The organism is Pullulanibacillus sp. KACC 23026, from assembly GCF_029094525.1.
Taxonomy (GTDB): Bacteria; Bacillota; Bacilli; order Bacillales; family Sporolactobacillaceae; genus KACC-23026.
Genome location: NZ_CP119107.1, coordinates 119,328 through 139,864 on the forward strand (window position 1 = coordinate 119,328; position 20,537 = coordinate 139,864).

At 41.5% G+C, this 20,537-nt stretch carries 19 protein-coding genes; 16 read left to right on the plus strand and 3 right to left on the minus strand.

The window, feature by feature from the left end:
* Window positions 1-42 precede the first annotated feature (42 nt).
* Window positions 43-1,026, minus strand: coding sequence for a glycoside hydrolase family 43 protein (locus tag PU629_RS00565; RefSeq protein ID WP_275282315.1), 984 nt, complete (start codon window positions 1,024-1,026; stop codon window positions 43-45).
* Window positions 1,027-1,438: 412 nt separating this feature from the next.
* Here PU629_RS00565 and PU629_RS00570 point away from each other — a divergent pair, with 412 nt between their 5' ends.
* The 4 genes from PU629_RS00570 to PU629_RS00585 all read left to right on the plus strand — a co-directional run bounded on the left by PU629_RS00570 (window position 1,439) and on the right by PU629_RS00585 (window position 3,782).
* Window positions 1,439-2,014: a hypothetical protein gene (locus PU629_RS00570; RefSeq protein WP_275282316.1), complete on the plus strand. Its 576-nt coding sequence runs from the start codon at window positions 1,439-1,441 to the stop codon at window positions 2,012-2,014.
* A 1-nt stretch (window position 2,015) separates the two neighbouring features.
* Entirely contained in the window at window positions 2,016-2,273 is a 258-nt protein-coding gene (locus PU629_RS00575; protein ID WP_275282317.1) for a hypothetical protein, read from the plus strand.
* A 247-nt stretch (window positions 2,274-2,520) separates the two neighbouring features.
* A complete protein-coding gene (locus tag PU629_RS00580) occupies window positions 2,521-2,682 on the plus strand; it encodes a hypothetical protein (RefSeq protein WP_275282318.1) in 162 nt (53 codons plus the stop codon).
* Between the two features lie 500 nt (window positions 2,683-3,182).
* Complete coding sequence (locus PU629_RS00585) at window positions 3,183-3,782, plus strand: Uma2 family endonuclease (protein ID WP_275282319.1); 600 nt, start codon at window positions 3,183-3,185, stop codon at window positions 3,780-3,782.
* A 101-nt stretch (window positions 3,783-3,883) separates the two neighbouring features.
* Here PU629_RS00585 and PU629_RS00590 read toward each other — a convergent pair whose 3' ends face one another.
* Entirely contained in the window at window positions 3,884-5,299 is a 1,416-nt protein-coding gene (locus tag PU629_RS00590; protein WP_275282320.1) for an NAD-dependent malic enzyme, read from the minus strand.
* Between the two features lie 364 nt (window positions 5,300-5,663).
* Window positions 5,664-5,795, minus strand: coding sequence for a DUF4023 family protein (locus PU629_RS00595; RefSeq protein ID WP_275282321.1), 132 nt, complete (start codon window positions 5,793-5,795; stop codon window positions 5,664-5,666).
* A 604-nt stretch (window positions 5,796-6,399) separates the two neighbouring features.
* Between PU629_RS00595 and PU629_RS00600 the strand changes: the two genes are divergently transcribed.
* From PU629_RS00600 to phnE, 12 genes are all read left to right on the plus strand, one after another.
* A complete protein-coding gene (locus PU629_RS00600) occupies window positions 6,400-7,044 on the plus strand; it encodes a LytTR family DNA-binding domain-containing protein (RefSeq protein WP_275282322.1) in 645 nt (214 codons plus the stop codon).
* Between the two features lie 133 nt (window positions 7,045-7,177).
* A complete protein-coding gene (locus tag PU629_RS00605; protein WP_275282323.1) occupies window positions 7,178-8,689 on the plus strand; it encodes a succinyl-CoA:acetate CoA-transferase ScpC in 1,512 nt (503 codons plus the stop codon).
* A gap of 351 nt (window positions 8,690-9,040) precedes the next feature.
* Window positions 9,041-10,486: a PTS mannitol transporter subunit IIBC gene (locus PU629_RS00610; protein ID WP_275282324.1), complete on the plus strand. Its 1,446-nt coding sequence runs from the start codon at window positions 9,041-9,043 to the stop codon at window positions 10,484-10,486.
* 175 nt (window positions 10,487-10,661) lie between these two features.
* Window positions 10,662-12,776, plus strand: coding sequence for a BglG family transcription antiterminator (locus tag PU629_RS00615; protein WP_275282325.1), 2,115 nt, complete (start codon window positions 10,662-10,664; stop codon window positions 12,774-12,776).
* A gap of 2 nt (window positions 12,777-12,778) precedes the next feature.
* Entirely contained in the window at window positions 12,779-13,219 is a 441-nt protein-coding gene (locus PU629_RS00620) for a PTS mannitol transporter subunit IIA (RefSeq protein WP_275282326.1), read from the plus strand.
* Window positions 13,220-14,356, plus strand: coding sequence for a mannitol-1-phosphate 5-dehydrogenase (locus PU629_RS00625; protein WP_275282327.1), 1,137 nt, complete (start codon window positions 13,220-13,222; stop codon window positions 14,354-14,356).
* 30 nt (window positions 14,357-14,386) lie between these two features.
* A complete protein-coding gene (locus tag PU629_RS00630; RefSeq protein WP_275282328.1) occupies window positions 14,387-14,653 on the plus strand; it encodes a phosphocarrier protein HPr in 267 nt (88 codons plus the stop codon).
* Window positions 14,653-16,374, plus strand: a complete 1,722-nt coding sequence (ptsP, locus tag PU629_RS00635) for a phosphoenolpyruvate--protein phosphotransferase (RefSeq protein ID WP_275282329.1) — start codon at window positions 14,653-14,655, stop codon at window positions 16,372-16,374. Before PU629_RS00630 ends, ptsP begins: the two co-directional genes overlap by 1 nt.
* A gap of 250 nt (window positions 16,375-16,624) precedes the next feature.
* Window positions 16,625-17,335 carry a YqjF family protein gene (locus PU629_RS00640; protein ID WP_275282330.1) on the plus strand — a complete coding sequence of 237 codons (711 nt, stop codon included), beginning with the start codon at window positions 16,625-16,627 and terminating at the stop codon, window positions 17,333-17,335.
* A gap of 403 nt (window positions 17,336-17,738) precedes the next feature.
* Complete coding sequence (locus tag PU629_RS00645; RefSeq protein ID WP_275282331.1) at window positions 17,739-18,797, plus strand: phosphate/phosphite/phosphonate ABC transporter substrate-binding protein; 1,059 nt, start codon at window positions 17,739-17,741, stop codon at window positions 18,795-18,797.
* A gap of 154 nt (window positions 18,798-18,951) precedes the next feature.
* On the plus strand, window positions 18,952-19,728 hold the full coding sequence (phnC, locus tag PU629_RS00650) for a phosphonate ABC transporter ATP-binding protein (protein ID WP_275282332.1): 777 nt from the start codon (window positions 18,952-18,954) through the stop codon (window positions 19,726-19,728).
* On the plus strand, window positions 19,721-20,536 hold the full coding sequence (gene phnE, locus PU629_RS00655; RefSeq protein WP_275282333.1) for a phosphonate ABC transporter, permease protein PhnE: 816 nt from the start codon (window positions 19,721-19,723) through the stop codon (window positions 20,534-20,536). The genes phnC and phnE overlap by 8 nt, the downstream gene beginning before the upstream one ends.
* The last annotated feature ends 1 nt before the right edge of the window (window position 20,537 follow it).

The window sequence follows — 20,537 nt, forward strand, 5'->3', positions numbered from 1 at the left end:
CTTACAATAGCTTTTAGGATCTTTTTATATGATTTCCCAAACTTAATCTTTATAAGGGTCGATGGTTTGGATGGTTCCGTCTTCGTTATAGGTTAATTTAGTGTATTTGACGCTTCGTTTATGATCAATACCGCCTGATAAGGATGCATCATGATAAAATAAATACCATTTGTCTTCAACCTTTACGATTGAATGATGAGTTGTCCACCCCATGACAGGATTAAGAATCGTCCCTTTAAAAATATATGGACCTTGAGGATTCTGACTCATGGCATAGACAATTTTATGAGTCGTTCCAGTTGAATAGGAAAGGTAATAATACCCGTTGTGCTTATGAACCCAAGGTCCTTCAAAATAGCGTCGATCTTCATCACCAGCTAAGATGGGATTGCCTTCTTCATCAACAATCGAAATTTCTTTTGGAGCTTCTTTAAAATTAAGCATATCCTCCGTTAGTTCGGCCACTCTTGGACCAATAGCAGGCGCGGTTGGCGCAGGACCTTCCGCATCTGGAACGAAAGAACCTGTCTGCCATTTTTCTAATTGTCCTCCCCATAAACCGCCGAAGTAGATATAAGCCCGGTCATCCTCATCGACCAGTACGGCGGGGTCAATGCTAAAGCTGCCAGGAATATAATTTTCTTGAGGAGCGAAGGGACCGGCAGGGGAAGAGCTGGTTGCGACTCCAATTCTGAAAATCCCTTCATGATCGCGTGCTGGGAAAAACAAATAATAAGTATCATTCTTAAAGGCAGCATCAGGAGCCCATAATTGTTGCTTAGCCCATGGGATGTCTCTTAGATGCAGTGCCTCGCCATGATCGACACAAGGGGAATTAAAATCATCAAGTGAGAGCACATGATAATCCTCCATGGCGTATTGGTCTCCATTGTCATTAGAGGGGCCATCATGGTCAAGGTCATGGGAAGGGTATACATAAATCTTCCCTTCAAACACATGGGCGGAAGGATCAGCTGTAAAGATATGGTCAACTATAGGCGTATTAGGTTTTACAGATTTACTCATTTTACTCACTCCATTACGTTATTTATCAGGATAAAGGGCTTACAAAAAGGAATATCAAAAGTTTGTTTAATAAATAAACTAACTTAAACGTATCACAACTACTCAATATTATCAATATACAAAATAGCGTTACCAATTAGAGTATTCTCGTTACGCCTAACCCGTCAACCGGCCTATTAGAAGGCGGATAGCGAATCCACGTTACGCTCAACTGAAATAGGCGTAACGTCATTCTCTTATTTCGTCATTCTGGCCGGATTCGCGGCGTGTAGCGTATTCTCGTTACGCTCAACGGAAATAGGCGTAACGCCATTCCTTTATTTCGTCATTTCAGCCCAGTTTAGAGGCGTATAGCGAATCCACGTTACACTCAACTAAAATAGGCGTAACGTCAGTTCGTTATTTTTTTATTTTGGCCGGATTCGCGGGGGATAGCGTATTCTCGTTACGCACAACTAAAATAGGCGTAACGTCAGTTCGTTATTTGGTCATTCTGGCCGGATTCGCGGCGGATAGCGAATCCTCGTTACGCACAACTGAAATAGGCGTAACGTCAGTTCGTTATTTTTTTATTTTGGCCGGATTCGCGGGGGATAGCGTATTCTCGTTACGCACAACTAAAATAGGCGTAACGTCAGTTCGTTATTTGGTCATTCTGGCCGGATTCGCGGCGGATAGCGAATCCACGTTACGCTCAACTGAAATAGGCGTAACGTCATTCTCTTATTTCGTCACTTCAGCCCTGTTCGCGGGGGATAGCGAATTCTCGTTACGCTCAACTGAAATAGGCGTAACGTCATTCCGTTATTTTGTCATTTCAGCCGGATTCGCGGCGGATAGCGAATCCACGTTACGCTCAACCGAAATAGGCGTAACGTCAGTCTCTTATTTCGTCATTTCAGCCCTGTTCGCGGCGGATAGAGTATTCTCGTTACGCTCAACTGAAATAGGCGTAACGTCATTCTCTTATTTCGTCATTTCAGCCTAGTTTGGAGGCGGATAGCGAATCCACGTTACGCTCAACCGAAATAGGCGTAACGCCAGTCCTTTATTTTGGCATTCTGGCCGGATTCGCGGCGGATAGCGAATCCACGTTACGCACAACTGAAATAGGCGTAACGTCAGTTCGTTATTTTTTTATTTTGGCCGGATTCGCGGGGGATAGTGTATTCTCGTTACGCGCAACTGAAATAGGCGTAACGTCATTCCCTTATTTCGTCATTTCAGCCCAGTTTGGAGGCGGATAGCGAATTCTCGTTACGCGCAACTGAAATAGGCGTAACGTCATTCCCTTATTTCGTCATTTCAGCCCAGTTTGGAGGCGGATAGCGAATTCTCGTTACGCGCAACTGAAATAGGCGTAACGTCATTCCCTTATTTCGTCATTTCAGCCCAGTTTGGAGGCGGATAGCGAATCCACGTTACGCACAACTGAAATAGGCGTAACGTCATTCCCTTATTTCGTCATTTCAGCCCTGTTTAGCGGCGGATAGCGTGTTCTCGTTACGCTTAGCCGAAATAGGCGTAATGTCAGTTCGTTATTTGGTCATTCTGGCCGGATTCGCGGCGGATAGCGAATTCTCGTTACGCTCAACTGAAATAGGCGTAACGTCATTCTCTTATTTCGTCACTTCAGCCCTGTTCGCGGCGGGATAGCGAATCCACGTTACGCACAAATGAAATAGGTGTAACGTCATTCTCTTATTTCGTCATTTCAGCCCAGTTTAGAGGCGAATAGCGTGTTCTCGTTACACCTAAATAATTGTTGTGTAACGAGCATTACCTACCCGTGAAAATAAGTTCAATTTGGATGTTTAGGGTATAGGCTATCCCATTTTATTCATCTGTTGGCGCCGTAATATGATCTAGCAGTTGTTGGAGTGTAGCTATTCAGCTTAACATTTTCTGGGAAATAAAGATGAATCAAATAAAAAATCATGAGTCTACCAAAAGATAATGGGTAGGATTTAGAGACACTAGAAACAGCCTCTCTTAAGTCTTTCACAATCTGAACTCGTCAAGTGGTCTTTTCCAAATAAAACTTCCTAAAAGAGGGTCAATTAGAAATAGTTTATTAGATTTAGTCATGAAAATTAAAAATAGATATATAGTTATAATAGGGCATTAACTTAAGGGGCAGGTGGTGACGTTGTGGCATGCTGAGAAGACGAGCTAGAACGAGTGGACAAGTCATTCAAAGCACTTATGATTATGAGTCAAAATATGATGATCCAAAAGATGATGAAATCCAATTTGAGCAGGCGGGACAAAGGGTATCCTCGCCGCCTGTCAGACATCAGCTTGTTTGTAAACAAATAGGGGACAGTCTCTCAAAACGCTGTCAGGAGGACTTTGTTTTATTCTATTCTCCTATTGATTTGATTTTTTCAGAGGAAGTCATTGTTCAGCCAGATCTCCTTCTTATTTCCCGTCAGCGTTTTCCAAGCATAGTTAGAAACAGAGGGATTATAGGGCCGCCTGATTTGGTGGTAGAGGTTCTTTCTGCGACCTCTGTTAAAACGGATAAGGTGGACAAGCTGCATACTTATGCCTATCATGGGATTCCGGAGTATTGGATTGTCGACCCTAATTATCAATCTCTAGAAAAATATGTATTAGAAGGGGAATCGTATGGGTTTCCTGTCCTTTTTACACGTGATGAACGTGTGGATTCAAGTACGATCCCAAGCGCTGGGTTTTCAATGAATGAAATATTTGACGATTTGTTGGAAATTCCAGGAGACGATCATTTTTAATTTACTATTAACTCAAAGGGAAGGCTCGGCATTATAATCTGATCAAGGAAAAGTCCAATGCACGTCGCATTGGACTTTTTGCCTGATTTCTAATGGTTTAATTATACACGTTGCTCTTTTCGTGCAACACCGGTTTCATAGGCTGCTTTGACGACGGCAGCGCGGACACGTTCAACGACACGATCATTGAAAACGCTCGGAATGATGTAAGTTTCACTCAGCTCTTCATCAGAAACGACTGAAGCGATCGCTTTAGCGGCGGCAACCTTCATTTCTTCATTGATTTCTCGGGCTCGGCAGTCTAGCGCTCCCCGGAAGATACCTGGGAAACAAAGAACATTATTGATTTGGTTAGGATAATCCGAACGCCCAGTGGCAAGAACTCTTACATATGGCTCAGCCAGTTCTGGATCAATTTCTGGATTTGGATTGGCCATTGTAAAGACAATCGGGTCCTTTGCCATGCTTTTCAGGTCTTCAACAGTCAGAATGTTAGGCGCTGAAACCCCAATAAAAACATCTGCACCTGCAATCACCTCGGATAAAGTGCCTTTCAAATTTTCAGGGTTTGTTCTCTCGGCATATGTATTCCAATAAGGATTGTCATACTGGACATCGCGGTTAATGGCACCTTCGCGATCGACTCCTATAATATTGCGGACACCTGCTGAAAGAAGGATTTTTGTACAGGCTATCCCTGCGGCGCCAATTCCTGTGAAGACAACTTTTATATCTTCAATTTTCTTGTTCGTGATTCTTAATGCATTTAAGAGGCCGGCAAGCAGTACGACGGCTGTTCCATGTTGGTCATCATGAAAAACCGGTATGTCCAGCTCCTTCTTTAAACGCTCTTCAATCTCAAAGCATCGTGGTGCCGAGATATCTTCTAGGTTAATTCCTCCAAAAGCTGGAGCAACTGCTTTAATAGAACGAATGATTTCTTCGGTGTCTTGTGTATCTAAACAGATCGGAAACGAGTCAACATTAGCCATCTGCTTAAATAGCATGGCTTTTCCTTCCATAACGGGCATAGCCGCTAACGGACCAATGTTCCCTAAACCAAGGACGGCGGAACCATCTGAGATGACAGCGACCGTATTTCGTTTAATGGTCAAAGAATAGGCTTTCTCAGGCTCTTCTGCAATAGCTGTACATACCGTTGCGACGCCTGGTGTATACACTCGAGCGAGATCTTCGCGGTTTTTGATTTTAGTTTTAAGAGCCGTTTCAATTTTACCTCCAAGATGCATAAGGAAAGTTCGGTCAGAGATTTGTAAAACTTTAACGCCTTTTAACTGGGAGATCAAGTTGCCTAAGAGTTGACTATGTTTCAGGCCTTGCGCATTGATGGTAATATCTCGAACGGTATGCGTTTTGCTGGATGAAATAACGTCTACCCCAATAATATCTCCGCCAGCGTTACTGATCGCACTTGCTATTTCCCCAAAGGAAGAAACCTCAACATCCAACTGAAGTCGAACAATAATCGTTGTACTGGATCCTGTTCCAATTGCCATATGACCACTCCTTTACTTTTCTATTGTATTTCATCGTAATTTTTTTATGAAGGCAAGTCCTATCATACGTTTTGCCTGAAACACCACTTAAAACGGTACCTGAGAAAAGAGGCAAGTCATGATAGCGCCACCTGAGGGTGAGGTACCACTCTATTTTCCACTTCCCATCCCTATATTAATCTATCTATAAATGATAAGCGCTTACAAACTAAAATTCAATAAGAACATGGGCATTTGAGTAAATGTAACTATTATGGCATCACTTCATTTAAGGAAGAAACGATCGTCACCCAAGCGCGTTTATATAAAGTTGCCTCCAAAGAAGCGTGAAAGCTTAATTTGGAGGCGTGCAGGATGTAATGATTTAGCTATTATCGCTATGCTCTCTGCTAGGTAACTTATGGCTTTTATGAGAGTTCCCTTTTCGCTTACTATTTTTTTTCATTTGTTCTTGTTTCTCATGCAACTGTTCGACGTATTCATGTGTGTCTTCCAATTCAGATCCTCCTCATCACTTTAATCACTCTTAATGTTTCCTTGGTAAGGAATGATCATTCATCAATACCTGAGTGTTTGGGTGTTTTAGCGGAGATGACTAGGAAGAAGAGACGGTTGACAGTGCCCAGTAACCAAGTCGTGTCTTGTATCATTTTCTTAAAGGTTTCTTTTTGCTTGGCTGTTTTCGTAAACTTTGGTGTTTTTTTTGGCTCCAATAAGCTCGCTTTCCGCGGGCAATCCGAGCCTCCTCGGCAAAATACGCCTGCGGAGTCTCGCCTATTTAACCTATTTTTATCAACTAGCAACAATCTTTAAGAAAAGAGCCTTTTGCTTTAATGTTGGCTTCATTTACTTGCTGCCGGTCTGCGATTTCCAAAATGCTCATCGCCCCCCTATTCTCAAAGTTAAGGTTACTGTTTAGACGTAAAAAGACAAAATAAGTTTCGTTTTATTTTTGAAATAGTAGATGATTTTCGAAAAAAGGAACTGAAGTCTTCTTAATAGAGTTAGCCCTGAATGTGGATTCGTGCAATAATGAGTGGGGAGTGACCTCTTGTGGGGCTGTCCCCTGAAATAGAATAGGTAAGGAATGAGGGCGAACAATGAAGGATCTTTCTATAAATACAATCCTCGAGTGTATGGGAGAGTTGTTTTCAGATGAACTATCCATTGCGGTTGCCGATACGAAGGAATATATATTCTATAAGCCTAGTAAGCGAATTGATTTGAGAATTAAGCCAGGGCAACCCATAAAAGAAGGAACAATGGCTTATAAGGCGATACATTCAGGGCAAAAAGTCTCGGAGTTTATCGACCGTGATGTATTTGGGGTCCCTTATCATGGAATAGCCATGCCTTTTCTTAATAACGGTGTGCCGGAGGGGTGCGTCACGGCCATTTATCCGACGTTAACCAATGGAAAATCAGTCGTTACTCTTAAGACATTGGATGGCTGGGTCCCTATTCCTTTTGCAAAAGTCATTTATATAGAAGCGAAAGATAAAAAAACGCATGTTTATGCTCAGGATTTGGAAGGAACTCATAAGTATTCATTAAATGAATTTGAATTCTTTCTTCCAAAAGACTCCTTTATTAGATGCCATCGTTCTTTTATCGTTAATGTTAATCATATAAAGGAAATTTTCCCTGATATCCATTCAACTTTTCTCTTATCCATGAGCAATGGACAATCAGTGCCGGTCAGTCAAACTTATTCCAGTTATTTCCGAAAGTTATTGGGTTTCTAAAAAGTTTCTGCTTGAGGATACACTTTTTCTGTCTCATCCATTTATTTTGTGTTTTATAGTGAAAATTCAAATTTCTCCCATTAAATGGGTAGAATATTTATAACTATTTAACAAAGAAAAGAAGGTTTTACTTATGGATAATAAATGGGAGAGAATCAGAGACCATCGACTTATGGATCGAGTTGTGACACCAGAAGAAGCCGCCTCTTGGATCCAAAATGGGATGACCCTTGGATTAAGCGGCTTTACACGTGCAGGGGATGTGAAGGCGGTGCCCGTTGCATTAGTGAATCGGGTAAAAGAGGATCCGGATTTTAAAGTGAACGTCTATACTGGGGCATCATTAGGTTCAGATATTGATAAGCTTTTTACAGAAGCAGGAATTATTGGAAAACGGCTGCCCTTTCAAGCGGATGCAACGATGAGAAGCGGTATTAATCAGGGTGATCTACTATTTGTAGATCAGCATCTTTCGCATACTGCGGAGCTGATTCGCTCGAATGTGTTGGATATCGATATAGCAATTTTGGAAGCGATTGCAATCACGGAGGAGGGAATGGTTATCCCGACAACCTCCATTGGAAACTCCCTTTCTTTTGCCTTAAATGCCAAAACCGTTATTATTGAGATCAATCTGGCTCAATCCACTCAGCTTGAGGGTGTTCATGATTTATATGCACCTGGCAAACAAGGGGAGAGGCAGCCCATCCCACTAATTAAGGCGGACGATCGAATTGGGACAACGGGCATTTCAATTGATATTGAAAAGATAAAAGGGATTGTTTTCACAAGTCAGTTGGATTCACCTTCATCGATTGTTCCGCCTGATGAGGAAACAGAGCGCATAGCAGGGCATTTGATAGAGTGTCTACGTAATGAGGTCAAGGCGGGCCGGTTGACCAATGGATTGGCTCCATTGCAATCGGGGATAGGATCTGTTGCGAATGCCGTACTCCATGGGCTCTTACATTCAGAGTTTGAAAATTTGGAGGTTTATTCTGAGGTTTTACAGGATGCCGTATTCGAATTAATGGATGCCGGTAAGGTCAGGTTTGCCTCCTGTTGTTCCATTACGTTATCAGAAGACAAAATGAAACAGGTGTTTTCCGAGTTCGAAAAATATCGGGATAAGCTGATTATGCGTCCGCAGGAGATTTCCAACCATCCGGAAATTATCCGCCGTCTAGGTTTGATTGCCATTAACACAGCATTGGAAGTAGATATTTACGGGAATGTTAATTCAACACATGTATCGGGAACTAGAATGATGAATGGAATTGGCGGTTCTGGGGATTTTGCGAGGAATGCCCGACTTGCTATTTTTGTAACAAAATCAATTGCTAAGGGCGGTAAAGTATCCAGTATTGTGCCATTTGTCTCACATGTGGATCATACTGAGCATGATGTAGACATTATTGTCACGGAGTTTGGTTATGCGGACTTAAGGGGTCTTGCGCCAAGAGAAAGAGTCCCTTTAATTATAGAGAATTGTGCTCACCCCATGTACCGTGAGCAGCTTCGGGCTTACTACCAAGAAGCGCTAACACGCGGAGGCCAGACTCCCCATGTCTTAGAAAAGGCACTCTCTTGGCATATTAATTATGCAGAACGAGGAACTATGCTGGATAGTCAGGATAATTCATAAAAAAATATGGCGGGCTGTTGTCATGTTAGCATGATCACAGCTCGCTTTTATTTTTAGGATAAGCCGCTTTTAAAAGAGAAGAATTTTGCGGAAGCCCGCGTGTGAACAAGGCGGGATGATTGCTAGTAAAGCAATTTGGCTAAATTGTAAAATTTTTGTGAAAAAAATGAAAGCGTATTAAAAAACTGTCAACAATCCCTGTGACAAAAGTGTATTTAGAAGTGATTGAATGCCCTGTAGAGTCTACTTATAATAAAAGTGTGAATAACTTTACATCATTTTCAGCAATCATATGGATAGTAGCTTTCTTTATTAAATGAAAGCGTTTCTAAATTACACGGAGGTGCTAAGATGTCAGAAGTAGCACAAACTCGCCCAAGTGTCAGGGTGCGAGTCCAGAGACTGGGAAGTCATTTAAGCGGCATGATTATGCCGAATATAGGGGCATTTATTGCTTGGGGGCTTATAACAGCCTTCTTTATTCCAACAGGTTGGACGCCGAACGCAGATTTAGCCAAACTCGTTACTCCAATGATAACCTATTTATTGCCTCTTCTCATCGGTTATACAGGAGGTAAATTGGTATATGGTGACCGAGGGGCAGTCGTCGGAGCTGCGGCAACAATAGGTGTTATTGTAGGTTCGTCTGTCCCAATGTTCTTAGGGGCTATGATTATGGGCCCTCTTGGCGGTTACTGTATCAAGCAGGTTGATAAGCTGTTTAAGGAACGAATTCCTAATGGTTTTGAAATGCTGATTAATAACTTTTCAGCGGGAATTGTTGGTGCTGCATTAGGTATCTTTGCATTTTTCTTAATTGGCCCTGCAGTCAATTCGCTGAGCCATTGGCTGGCATCGGGTGTTAACTTCCTGATCAGTCACAATTTGATTCCATTAGCCAATATCTTTATTGAGCCGGCTAAAGTCTTGTTCTTAAACAACGCCATCGGTAACGGAATTCTAGTTCCCCTGGGTGCAGAACAAGCGAAAACAGCAGGTAAATCGATACTATTCTTGCTTGAAGCAAATCCAGGACCTGGTTTCGGACTCCTTCTTGCTTATTGGGTCTTCGGAAAAGGCAATGCTAGACAATCTGCCCCAGGCGCGATTATTATCCAATTCCTTGGCGGGATCCATGAGATCTATTTCCCTTACGTCTTAATGCGTCCGCTTCTTATCCTTGCTGTTATGGCAGGCGGTGTCGCTGGTACCTTTACATTTAGCATTTTGCATGTTGGATTAAATGCGGCAGCATCACCTGGTAGTATTTTTGCTGTATGGGCTATGTCTCCAAAATCATCTATTTTAGGGGTTACTATAGGTGTGCTTGTTGCAGCGGCTGTATCGTTCTTAGTATCGGCCCTCATCATGAAGACGACAAAAGATAAGTCGGCTGAAGGAGATTTGACAGCAGCAACATCAAAAATGGAAGAAATGAAAGGTAAAAAGAGCAGTGTAGCAGGTGCATTAACTGGTGCAGGAGCAGCTGAAGCGACTGGTCATATTGCTGGTCTTGATCAGGTTAATAAAATCGTGTTTGCCTGTGATGCAGGAATGGGCTCAAGTGCAATGGGGGCTTCTATCCTTCGAAACAAAGTGAAAAAAGCCGATTTGGATGTAGAGGTCACCAACACATCTATTAACAATTTGCCTGCTGATGCCGATATCGTCTTAACTCACAAAGATTTGACGGATCGTGCAAAGGTTAAATTGCCAAACGCTAGACATATTTCTGTAGAGAATTTCTTAAACAGTCCTAAATATGATGAGTTAGTAAATGAATTGAAAAATAAATAGTCCAACATAAAGGGTTGACCTTCTTAGGTCAGCCCTTTATAAAATGGTGTCAACAACTAATGCGACGAAATTAGATTAACATTCCTTTTGAAACAATAATTTTATTGTATTAATATAGAACTGTATGCCCATAATAATCTAAATTGTGTCAGAGGTCGGTTGGTGAGGTGATTTCATGTACGTGTCGGCGAGAGAAAGAGTCATAATAGAAACACTCCTTTCTCACCATGAGGAAATTACTGTAAAACAGCTTTCTGATGAACTGGGTGTGAGTGAACGGACTGTACATAGAGACTTAAAAGGTGTGGAAGATCTTCTTGAGAGAATTCAAATAAAATTGCTAAAAAAAGCAGGGGTCGGCATACAGCTTGAAGGCAGTCCGGAGAAGTTAGAGCAGCTCCAGCTCATGTTATTTAACCACTCACCGGTAGAGTATACACCTGAAGAAAGACAAACCATCATCCTGTGCACGCTTTTAGAAGCTGACGGTCCGGTTAAACTCGTAGCCTTGGCTAATGATCTAAAGGTGACGATGGTTACAGTCAGTCATGATCTTGATAAAATAGAGGATCGTCTTAACAAGTTTGGGCTTTCGTTACAGAAAAAAAGGGGTTATGGAGTTGAAATTATAGGCTCAGAAAACTCTAAAAGAAGAGCAATGGGCGCCATTATTACGGAAAACATGGACGAGATTGATTTTCTTTCTTTGGTAAGAGAGTCTATACAAAAGCAATCCCATTCCCAGACGGACACGATCTCAGAGAAGCTTCTTGGCCTTGTTGAGAAGCAGAAGCTTGTTATAGTGGAGAAAATTGTTGAGGAAGTAAATAAAGAGCGGGGTTATTTTATAGCCGACAGTGCTTACATAGGGTTAGTGGTTCATCTTGCACTTGCGTTAGAACGGATTGAACGTGGTGAACAAATTAAGATGGATCCGCATTATCTTCAATCCTTGCAGCTTTCACTCGAGTTTCCCATTGCTAAAAGGATGGTTGGGAAGCTTTCAGAGGTTTTTGGGTTAGAGATTCCGGAAGCGGAGATTGGCTATATCACCATGCATCTCCAAGGGGCAAAGTTAAGGCACGATAGAGAATATGTGATGGATACCCAAAATCTAGAAGCATCAGAAAAGGCAACCCTGTTAATAAAGTTCGTCGAAGAACAATATCAGGTCGATTTATCGAGTAATTTCTCACTTTTTTCAGGCCTTGTTACACACTTAGAACCGGCCATTTACCGAATGGAGCAAAACATGGGGATACACAATCCCTTGTTAGAACAAATTAAAAAAGATTATAAAGATTTGTTTGATGTCATCAAGCAGGGCGTTCAAGCCATTTTTACAAATATGGTCGTTCCGGATGAAGAGATTGGTTTTCTTGTCTTACATTTTGGGTCGGCTCTTTTGTCTCGTCCTGATGAGGGACTTAAAGCTTTGGTGATTTGTTCGACGGGAATTGGAACGTCTAAGATGCTAGCTTCTCGATTGAAGCGCGAATTCCCTGAAATCCAGCAACTTAGAAACGCCTCTTTATTTGAGGTCGACCAGTTGGGCACAGAGGATTACGATCTGGTTATTTCGACGATAAGGCTTCTTAATTTTTCTCGTCCTTATATTTTGGTTAGTCCAATCCTCAATCAGGAAGAGATTACAAAAATAAGGACCGCTATTCGTGAAAAGAAGGTTGAGGTATTGCTTCGAAAAGAGCCAAGACCGTCCGCTGAGCCTTTGTTTAAAGTTAATAACTTTAAACGATCGATTCAAATGTTTGATGAAATTAAAAGGATATCCTCTACCATCTTTGATATTCTTCAAGGATTTAAGGTGCTTGACTCTTCAAAGCGCACGCTCCATGAGACGCTTCAAGAGGTGTGCACGAGTCTTGAGGAAGAAGGGACCATTCAAAGGGGAGAGGCAGTAGTTCAGGCTCTTTTTGAAAGAGAACAACTTGGCGGTTTAGGAATTCCACAGTCTAAGCTTGCCTTGTTTCACACAAGAAGTGAAGATGTATTAAGGCCTGTCTTTTTGATTGTGAATTTAAAGACACCTTTTGACGTGATGTCTATGTCACAAGAAAGGATGCCTATTTCAAGGGTGTTAATATTAATGGCTCCTAATCAAATATCTCATCGGGAGTTGGAAATATTAAGTTATATAAGTGCTCTTCTTATAGAAAACAGAGAGAGCATCACCCTGTTTGAGCTAAAGGATGAGGCCCAAATTGCGCAGTACCTAAGCAGTAAGCTGAATGATTTATTTAATTGGAAACTTAAAGAATTGAGGGATTAAGGATGGCATTTGACGTATTAGCATTAGACAATATTCAATTAAACGCGAGCGCGAGTGATAAGAAAAGCGCTATTAAATTAGCAGGGGATCTATTGGTTGAACATGGTTATGTTGACCCAAGTTATGTCGACAAAATGTACGAACGAGAAGAATTAACATCAACTTATATGGGGAACTTTGTTGCCATTCCACATGGTACAGAAGATGCGAAACAAGCTGTCAAACATTCAGGGATTTCGATTGTTCAAATTCCAGAAGGCGTTGACTTTGGCGGAGGAAACATCGTGAAATTGGTATTCGGGATTGCTGGGAAAAATAATGAGCATTTAGACATTTTATCTAAAATCGCGATTGTCTGTTCAGAGGAAGAAAACGTTCAGAAATTAATTGAAGCCAAAACAAAAGAAGACATTGTTTCTCTTTTTGAAGGAGTTGCTGACTAAATGAAAGCCGTTCATTTTGGTGCAGGTAACATAGGAAGAGGTTTTATCGGCAAGTTGCTCTATCAGTCCGGCTACCATACAACGTTTGTTGATGTTAACGGAGCAGTTGTCGACCTACTGAATGAGAAGAAGAGCTATCAAGTCATTCTCGCTGATGAATCCCAGGAAACGGTCTTAGTTGAAGATGTCTCAGCCATTAACAGTCAAACTAATCCTGATGATGTTGTTCAAGCAATCGTTGAAGCTGACCTTGTCACAGCGGCAGTAGGTCCTCATATTTTACCGGCGATATCCGGCTTAGTTGCCAAGGGGCTTCAAGAGCGCTTGGCAAAAGGCGGCAAGCCGCTTAACATTATTGCGTGTGAAAATATGATTGGCGGAAGTTCCCTCTTAAAAGAAAAAGTGTACGAGAAGATCGACGACAATCAGAAAGGACAGTTTGATAAGCATTATGGATTTCCAAATGCAGCGGTTGACCGAATTGTACCCAATCAAAAAAATGAGGATCCATTGACAGTAAAAGTAGAGCCTTTCTATGAGTGGGTTGTCGAAGAGACAAAGCTGGTTGGAGAACGTCCAAAGGTTGAAGGCATTCACTTTGTCAGTGACTTAGAGCCATATATTGAAAGAAAACTGTTTACCGTTAATACAGGCCATGCGTCAGCTGCTTATCTTGGCTACCAAGCTGGAATCAAGACCATTGATCAAGCCATGAGCAATGATGCGATCAAAGAAGCGGTGAAGAAAACGCTTCAAGAAACCGGGCGCGTTTTAATTAAGAGATATGGGTTTGACGAAGCCACACATCAAGCCTATATCGACAAAATCATGAGCCGTTTTGTCAATCCATATATTACGGATGAAGTGACAAGAGTGGGGCGCTCTCCTATTCGGAAGTTAGGACCACAGGATCGGTTAGTGCGTCCGGCTACACAATATATTGAATTATTTGGTGAGCAACCTGAAAACTTAGCTAAGGTGATGGCTGCTGTTCTTCATTTCGATACACCAGATGACCCTGAAGCAGTAGAACTGCAAAATGTGCTAAAGGAAAAGGGTCCTGAAGAAGCGCTTGCCACCTATACAAAATTGCCAAAGGACTCCAGTCTTTTAAAATTAGTGGTTGAGCTTTTCTAAAAGAACAGATCAATCAAGAAGGAGTTAACTATGATTGAAAAAACATTTGAGGTCACTAGTGCCGCTGGTTTACATGCCCGGCCAACAACTTTATTAGTTGCTGAAGCGGGAAAATATAAATCGGACATGCAGCTTGAAAGTGGCGGAAAAAGTGTTAATTTGAAGTCAATAATGGGTGTTATGTCTTTGGGAATCACCCAAGGGACCGTTGTGTCAATAAAAGCAGATGGGGAAGATGAGGAAGAAGCCGTAAAGAAGGTCTATGAGTTGGTTCAAAAAGAGGGGTTGGGTAAGTAATGTCTACCAAAATTAAAGGGATTGCCGCTTCATCGGGTATCGCGATTGCAAAGGCATTTCTTTTGCAAAATGCGAGCAAAGAAGTTGAGAAAAAGACCATAAGTGACCCTGAAAAAGAATATGACCGCTTTGAGCAAGCCGTCACAAAGGCAAAGGCTGAGCTTCAAGACATAAGAGACCGTGCAGAGCGGGAAATGGGTGCTGAAAATGCGGCTATTTTTTCAGCACATCTATTAGTGCTAGAAGACCCGGAGCTGTTATCGAATGTTAAGACTAAAATTGATTCTGAAAAAGTGAATGCTGAATTTGCATTAAAAGAAGTAGCCGCTATGTTCATCTCGATATTCGAACAAATGGATAACGACTATATGAAAGAAAGAGCAGCTGATATTCGCGATGTTTCAGAGCGTGTCATTGCCCATTTGATGGGTGTGACCTTACATTCACCGGCATCGATCCAAGAGGAGGTCATCGTCCTAGCTGAAGATTTGACCCCTTCAGATACGGCTCAATTAAATCGACAGTATGTCAAGGGCTTTGCCACTAATATTGGCGGCAGAACGTCTCACTCAGCTATTATGTCCCGTTCGATGGAGATACCAGCAGTGGTCGGCACAAAAAAGGTCACTGCAGAAATAGAAAACGGAACGCTTGTTATTATTGATGGCATTGAAGGTTTGGTCATTGGGAATCCGACCGATGAACAGATCCAAGCTTACAAACAGAAGAAGGAAGCTTTCGACGCTAACAAAAAAGAGTGGGCCAAGTTAAAAGACCAGAAAACGGTCACCAGTGATCAGCATCATGTCGAACTGGCCGCGAACATTGGGACACCAAAAGATTTGCAAGGTGTAAGAGAAAACGGTGCTGAAGCTATCGGACTTTATCGAACTGAATTCCTTTACATGGATCGAGATAAACTTCCTACTGAGGATGAACAGTTTGCTGCCTACAAAGAGGTACTTGAGGGAATGGAAGGAAAGCCAGTCGTCATTCGTACCCTTGATATTGGCGGGGATAAAGAGCTGCCTTATCTAAACCTGCCGAAAGAGATGAATCCATTCTTAGGCTACCGGGCTATAAGACTTTGCCTTGATCAACAAGACATTTTCAGGACGCAGCTCAGAGCATTGCTTCGGGCAAGTGTATATGGGAATCTTAAAGTCATGTTCCCGATGATTGCAACACTTACTGAATTCCGAGAAGCTAAGGAAATTTTATTAGAGGAAAAAAGGAAGCTTCAAGAAGCGGACACACCTGTCTCTGACACGATAGAGATCGGGATGATGGTGGAAATTCCATCAACAGCTGTGAGTGCTGACCTTTTTGCTAAGGAAGTGGATTTCTTCAGTATCGGAACAAATGATTTAATCCAATACACGATGGCTGCTGATCGTATGAATGAACAGGTTTCCTATCTTTACCAGCCGTTTAATCCTTCGATCTTGCGTCTCATTAAGCTCGTAACGGATGCTGCCCATAAAGAAGGGAAATGGGTTGGAATGTGTGGAGAGATGGCAGGAGATCCTCTTGCCGTGCCAGTTCTACTAGCGATAGGTTTGGATGAGTTAAGCATGAGTGCCTCCTCCATTTTACCTGCAAGAACCCAGCTTCTTAGCCTTTCTAAGGAAGAGGCTGACAAGCATGTTGAGACCCTTCTTAACATGGATACAGCGGATGATGTTGTTAAGTACACAAAAGAGACATTTAAATTAGCTTAAGTGAATTTTTTTTGCACGTCCTCTAAGCGTTTAGGGGGCGTGTTTTTGTTCGCTTGGTCGACAAAAGGGAGCAGGAAAAGAAGACGGTACCCGAAATCGATCGAATAAGGGTGTGTCGTTTTAAACAAACTAACTATTAAGGAAATGAGAAACAACAAGTCGGATCAAATGGGGCATAAGAGAGAGTTTTTTATTTTTATATACGCTAAATAACGGGCTTGGATGCCGTTCTAGTAAGGAGGGGGAACATGTGACTAAAAAAGAAGATAACACGTGGATTGCCGCACAAACTTGGAAGAATCTATTGTTTGCGCATTACCCCGTTACTTATGAGGAAATTCGGCCGTTAGTGCCAGACTGTTTTTCTCTGGATCTTTACAAGAATCAGGCTTGGGTCAGCATTGTTCCCTTTTTAATGACAGGAATCCGGCTGAAGTATTTGCCAACACTACCGTTTACTCCTTCATTTCCGGAATTGAATTTACGCACTTATATAACTTATGAAGGGGAACCTGGTGTCTATTTTTTTACCATGGATGCTGAAAGCAAGGCGGCAGTGGCCATGGCCAAAATCTATAATATGCCTTATCTCTATGCAAAGATGTCCTATGGGATAAAAAATTCGGTTGTCGAGTTTAAAAGTGAACGGATCGACTCTCGTGCCAAAAAAGGAGTCTTCAAAGCGACTTACCAAGGGATGGGTGACACTTATCTTGCGGAACCCGGATCCTTGGAATACTGGCTGACTCAACGCTTTCTTTTTTTTCTCGAAAATAAAGGACAAGTCATTGGAGGACGGATCCGCCATCGGCAATGGCCGCTTCAAAAAGCCAACGTTACGATCCATGAGAACAGTTTAGGGGAGAGCGTTGGAATCACATTAAGTAAGGAGCCGGAAATTGTTGGCTATTGTAAGGAAATTCATGCGGTTAATTGGCTGCCCAAAAGGATAGGGCCTTGAAAGCTGAAGTCCCTTGAAGGACACTTGGCGTAACCTCAATGCTCGTCTGAAAACCGTTCTGACTAGATTTATTAACAAAATGGAATAATCTGTTCGTGAATCGAAATACTAATTTCTGATGAGGCTTTATCTTCCGGGTCCATTTATTTGGTGTGGTGACCAGGAAAGCCCAAATTGGAACTGTATTCAACCCAGTATTAAGAAAAAATGGATGAAGGAGGAATTGAGACAGTACCTTTAAAAAATTTTAAATTAAATACTGAAATCGATTTAATAAAAATTAATAATTTATTTACAAAATACTTAAAACAAATCGGGATAACTTATAGTATAATAGTCATGATTCGACAATGTGTACAATATTACACAATAAAACCATCAAAAACATTGGGGGGGAAATGGTATGAAAAACAAACTGATGTTGCTTTTATCACTTGTTTTGATTATCGGAATAATTTCTGGCTGCGGCTCAAGTTCTAAGTCCGGCCCAGACAAAAAGTCAAATGGTTCTTCAAGCAGCAAGACGATTGATGATCTTAAAGTAAGCTTCGTGCCATCTAAAGATCCAGATCAAATCATTACAGCAACAGATCCACTTAAGAAGCTTCTTAAAGATCAATTGAAAAAAGAAGGCTACACAGTTAACAAGGTAGATATTGATGTCGGTACTACATACGAAGCTGTTGGTGAAGCATTAGACGCTGGCACAACAGATATTGGTTTTATTCCTGGCGGTACTTATGTCCTTTATGACAAAGGTGCCGATGTTATCTTAACGGCTACTCGCGCTGGTTTGAATAATGATTCTGACAATCCAAAAGATTGGAATGATAACAAACCAACTACTGGGACTGACAAACAAGCTAGTTACTACCGCGCTCTTTTCATCGCTGGTCCATCTAAAAAGGGTCAAGAATTAGCTAAAAAAGTAAACAGCGGTCAACAATTAACTTGGAATGACCTTAACAGTGCAAACTGGGCTGTTATGTCTTCATCTTCATCTGCTGGTTACATCTATCCAACCCTTTGGTTACAAGATAAGTATAAAAAAGGTATTACAGATCTCGCCCACGTGACTCAATCTGATTCTTACGGCAGTTCATTTGCTCGCCTTGCTTCTGGTCAAGCCGACGTTATCGTGGTCTATGCAGATGCAAGAAGGGATTTTGAAAAATCCTGGACAACCGACTACAAGCGCTCTAAATCAATCTGGGATGAAACGAATGTCATTGGTGTCACCCAACCGATCTACAATGATACAATCAGCGTCAGCAAAAATGATCCTAAAATGACACCTGCATTCAAAAAGGCACTTCAAGATGCGTTCATCTCGATTGCCAAAACAGATGCTGGTAAAAAAGTTATAGCTGTCTATAGCCACGAAGGTTACAAAGTAGCTAAATCCTCTGACTATGATGGTGAAAGAAAAGCTCAAGAACTTCTTCAAAGCTTAAACAAATAAGTCCGATAATTAACAAGTTCACCTTATTTAAAAACCAAAAAGAGAGCATCTAAAATGGGATGTTCTCTTTTTTCAATCTATGCTATGATAAAATAGTACGTGCTTTCTCAGTTTTTAGAAATTTGCAAGTAAATTTATAGAATGGGGTATTACCATGATTGAGTTTATTGATGTTGAGAAAACCTACCCGAATGGCACAAAAGCCCTTAGCAATATTAATTTGAAGATTGATCAGGGTGAATTTGTAGCTGTTATTGGCTTGTCTGGTGCTGGTAAATCAACTCTGATTCGTTGTATTAACCGGATGCATGATATCACTAGCGGGACATTGAATGTAGATAAGGTTAATGTGACTAAGCTTAAAGGGAAGCAAGTTCGTCGCTTCCGAAGACGTATCGGAATGATTTTCCAATCTTTTAATCTTGTTACTCGTTCAACCGTTATCAAAAATGTTCTCGTATCTTTTGTACCCGATAATTCCTTCTGGCGTAAATTAACTGGATTTTACACAAAGGAGCAGAAAATTAAAGCATTGGAAGCTTTAGATAAAGTAGGCATTCTCGATAAAGCCTATGTTCGCGTTGACCAATTGTCTGGAGGTCAGCAGCAGCGTGTTGCGCTTGCTCGAACACTTGCTCAAAATCCTGATATTATCTTGGCCGATGAACCCATTGCCTCGCTGGACCCAGTGACAGCCAAAATTGTCATGGACGATTTTAAACGGATTAATAAAGAGATGAATATTTCCGTAATCATGAATATCCACCATGTTGAAATCGCTTTAGAGTATTGTGATCGCATCATAGGTATTCGAAAAGGTGAAGTGGTTTTTGATGGGGAAGCATCGAAAGTGACGAAGGAAATTCTCAGTGACATCTACGGGGGCAATCTAGAAGAAGCTTCTTTAGAGGAGAATTCTGCTTATGTATGATAAATTATTTCATCCTAAGAAAGTTGTTCTTCCAAACGGTAAGGTTGTTTTAGAAAAGCGTTCACGTGTCCCTTTTATTTTATTAATTATCATCATTGTAACCTATTTTTCAATTCGCTTTACAGATTTTAATTTTAAAGTTTTAGTGACCCATATTGGAGGATTTTTTACGATTATTGGGCAAATGATCCCTCCGCATTGGTCGTACATTGATAAAATTTGGAACCCTCTTTTTGACACTTTAAAAATGTCCCTTCTTGGTTCCTTGATTGGTGCAGTGCTTGCACTTCCCTTTGCTATTCTCTCTTCTTCAAATATTATTAAGAGTAAAATTGTGGTCGCTGTATTTAAAATCATTCTCAGCTTGCTTCGAACATTGCCAACACTGGTCTCCGCCTTGATTGCGACGTTTATCTTTGGGCTTGGGCCAATGGCTGGGACCGTAGCGATCTTGCTCTTCACTTTATCCTATGTAGGAAAATTGTTGTATGAAGCGATTGAAAATGTCGATATGGGCTCGTTTGAAGCAATGGAGTCCATTGGAATGACTCGAATTCAGGCCTTTCGCTATGCCGTCATTCCACAAGTCCTTCCAAGCTATCTTTCTCAGTCCTTATTCTGCTTTGAAGGAAATGTCCGTTATGCCGCTATTCTCGGGTATGTAGGTGCGGGTGGTCTCGGATTAATTATCAACGAACGCATTGGCTGGCGCGACTATTCAAGCGTTGGAATGGTCATTTTGGTCTTGGTTGTAACGGTATATATTATTGAAACCATCAGTGAGCATTTCCGGAAAAAGTTAATTTAAA

What these genes read in the sequence shown, in the direction of transcription:
- PU629_RS00625 (WP_275282327.1), top strand. Translation starts at nt 13,220, where the DNA reads ATGAAAGCCGTTCATTTTGGTGCAGGTAACATAGGAAGAGGTTTTATC.
- PU629_RS00615 (WP_275282325.1), top strand. Translation starts at nt 10,662, where the DNA reads ATGTACGTGTCGGCGAGAGAAAGAGTCATAATAGAAACACTCCTTTCT.
- PU629_RS00565 (WP_275282315.1), bottom strand. Translation starts at nt 1,026, where the DNA reads ATGAGTAAATCTGTAAAACCTAATACGCCTATAGTTGACCATATCTTT.
- PU629_RS00605 (WP_275282323.1), top strand. Translation starts at nt 7,178, where the DNA reads ATGGATAATAAATGGGAGAGAATCAGAGACCATCGACTTATGGATCGA.
- PU629_RS00630 (WP_275282328.1), top strand. Translation starts at nt 14,387, where the DNA reads ATGATTGAAAAAACATTTGAGGTCACTAGTGCCGCTGGTTTACATGCC.
- PU629_RS00610 (WP_275282324.1), top strand. Translation starts at nt 9,041, where the DNA reads ATGTCAGAAGTAGCACAAACTCGCCCAAGTGTCAGGGTGCGAGTCCAG.
- phnC (WP_275282332.1), top strand. Translation starts at nt 18,952, where the DNA reads ATGATTGAGTTTATTGATGTTGAGAAAACCTACCCGAATGGCACAAAA.
- PU629_RS00600 (WP_275282322.1), top strand. Translation starts at nt 6,400, where the DNA reads ATGAAGGATCTTTCTATAAATACAATCCTCGAGTGTATGGGAGAGTTG.
- PU629_RS00620 (WP_275282326.1), top strand. Translation starts at nt 12,779, where the DNA reads ATGGCATTTGACGTATTAGCATTAGACAATATTCAATTAAACGCGAGC.
- PU629_RS00585 (WP_275282319.1), top strand. Translation starts at nt 3,183, where the DNA reads ATGCTGAGAAGACGAGCTAGAACGAGTGGACAAGTCATTCAAAGCACT.
- phnE (WP_275282333.1), top strand. Translation starts at nt 19,721, where the DNA reads ATGTATGATAAATTATTTCATCCTAAGAAAGTTGTTCTTCCAAACGGT.
- PU629_RS00645 (WP_275282331.1), top strand. Translation starts at nt 17,739, where the DNA reads ATGAAAAACAAACTGATGTTGCTTTTATCACTTGTTTTGATTATCGGA.
- ptsP (WP_275282329.1), top strand. Translation starts at nt 14,653, where the DNA reads ATGTCTACCAAAATTAAAGGGATTGCCGCTTCATCGGGTATCGCGATT.
- PU629_RS00590 (WP_275282320.1), bottom strand. Translation starts at nt 5,299, where the DNA reads ATGGCAATTGGAACAGGATCCAGTACAACGATTATTGTTCGACTTCAG.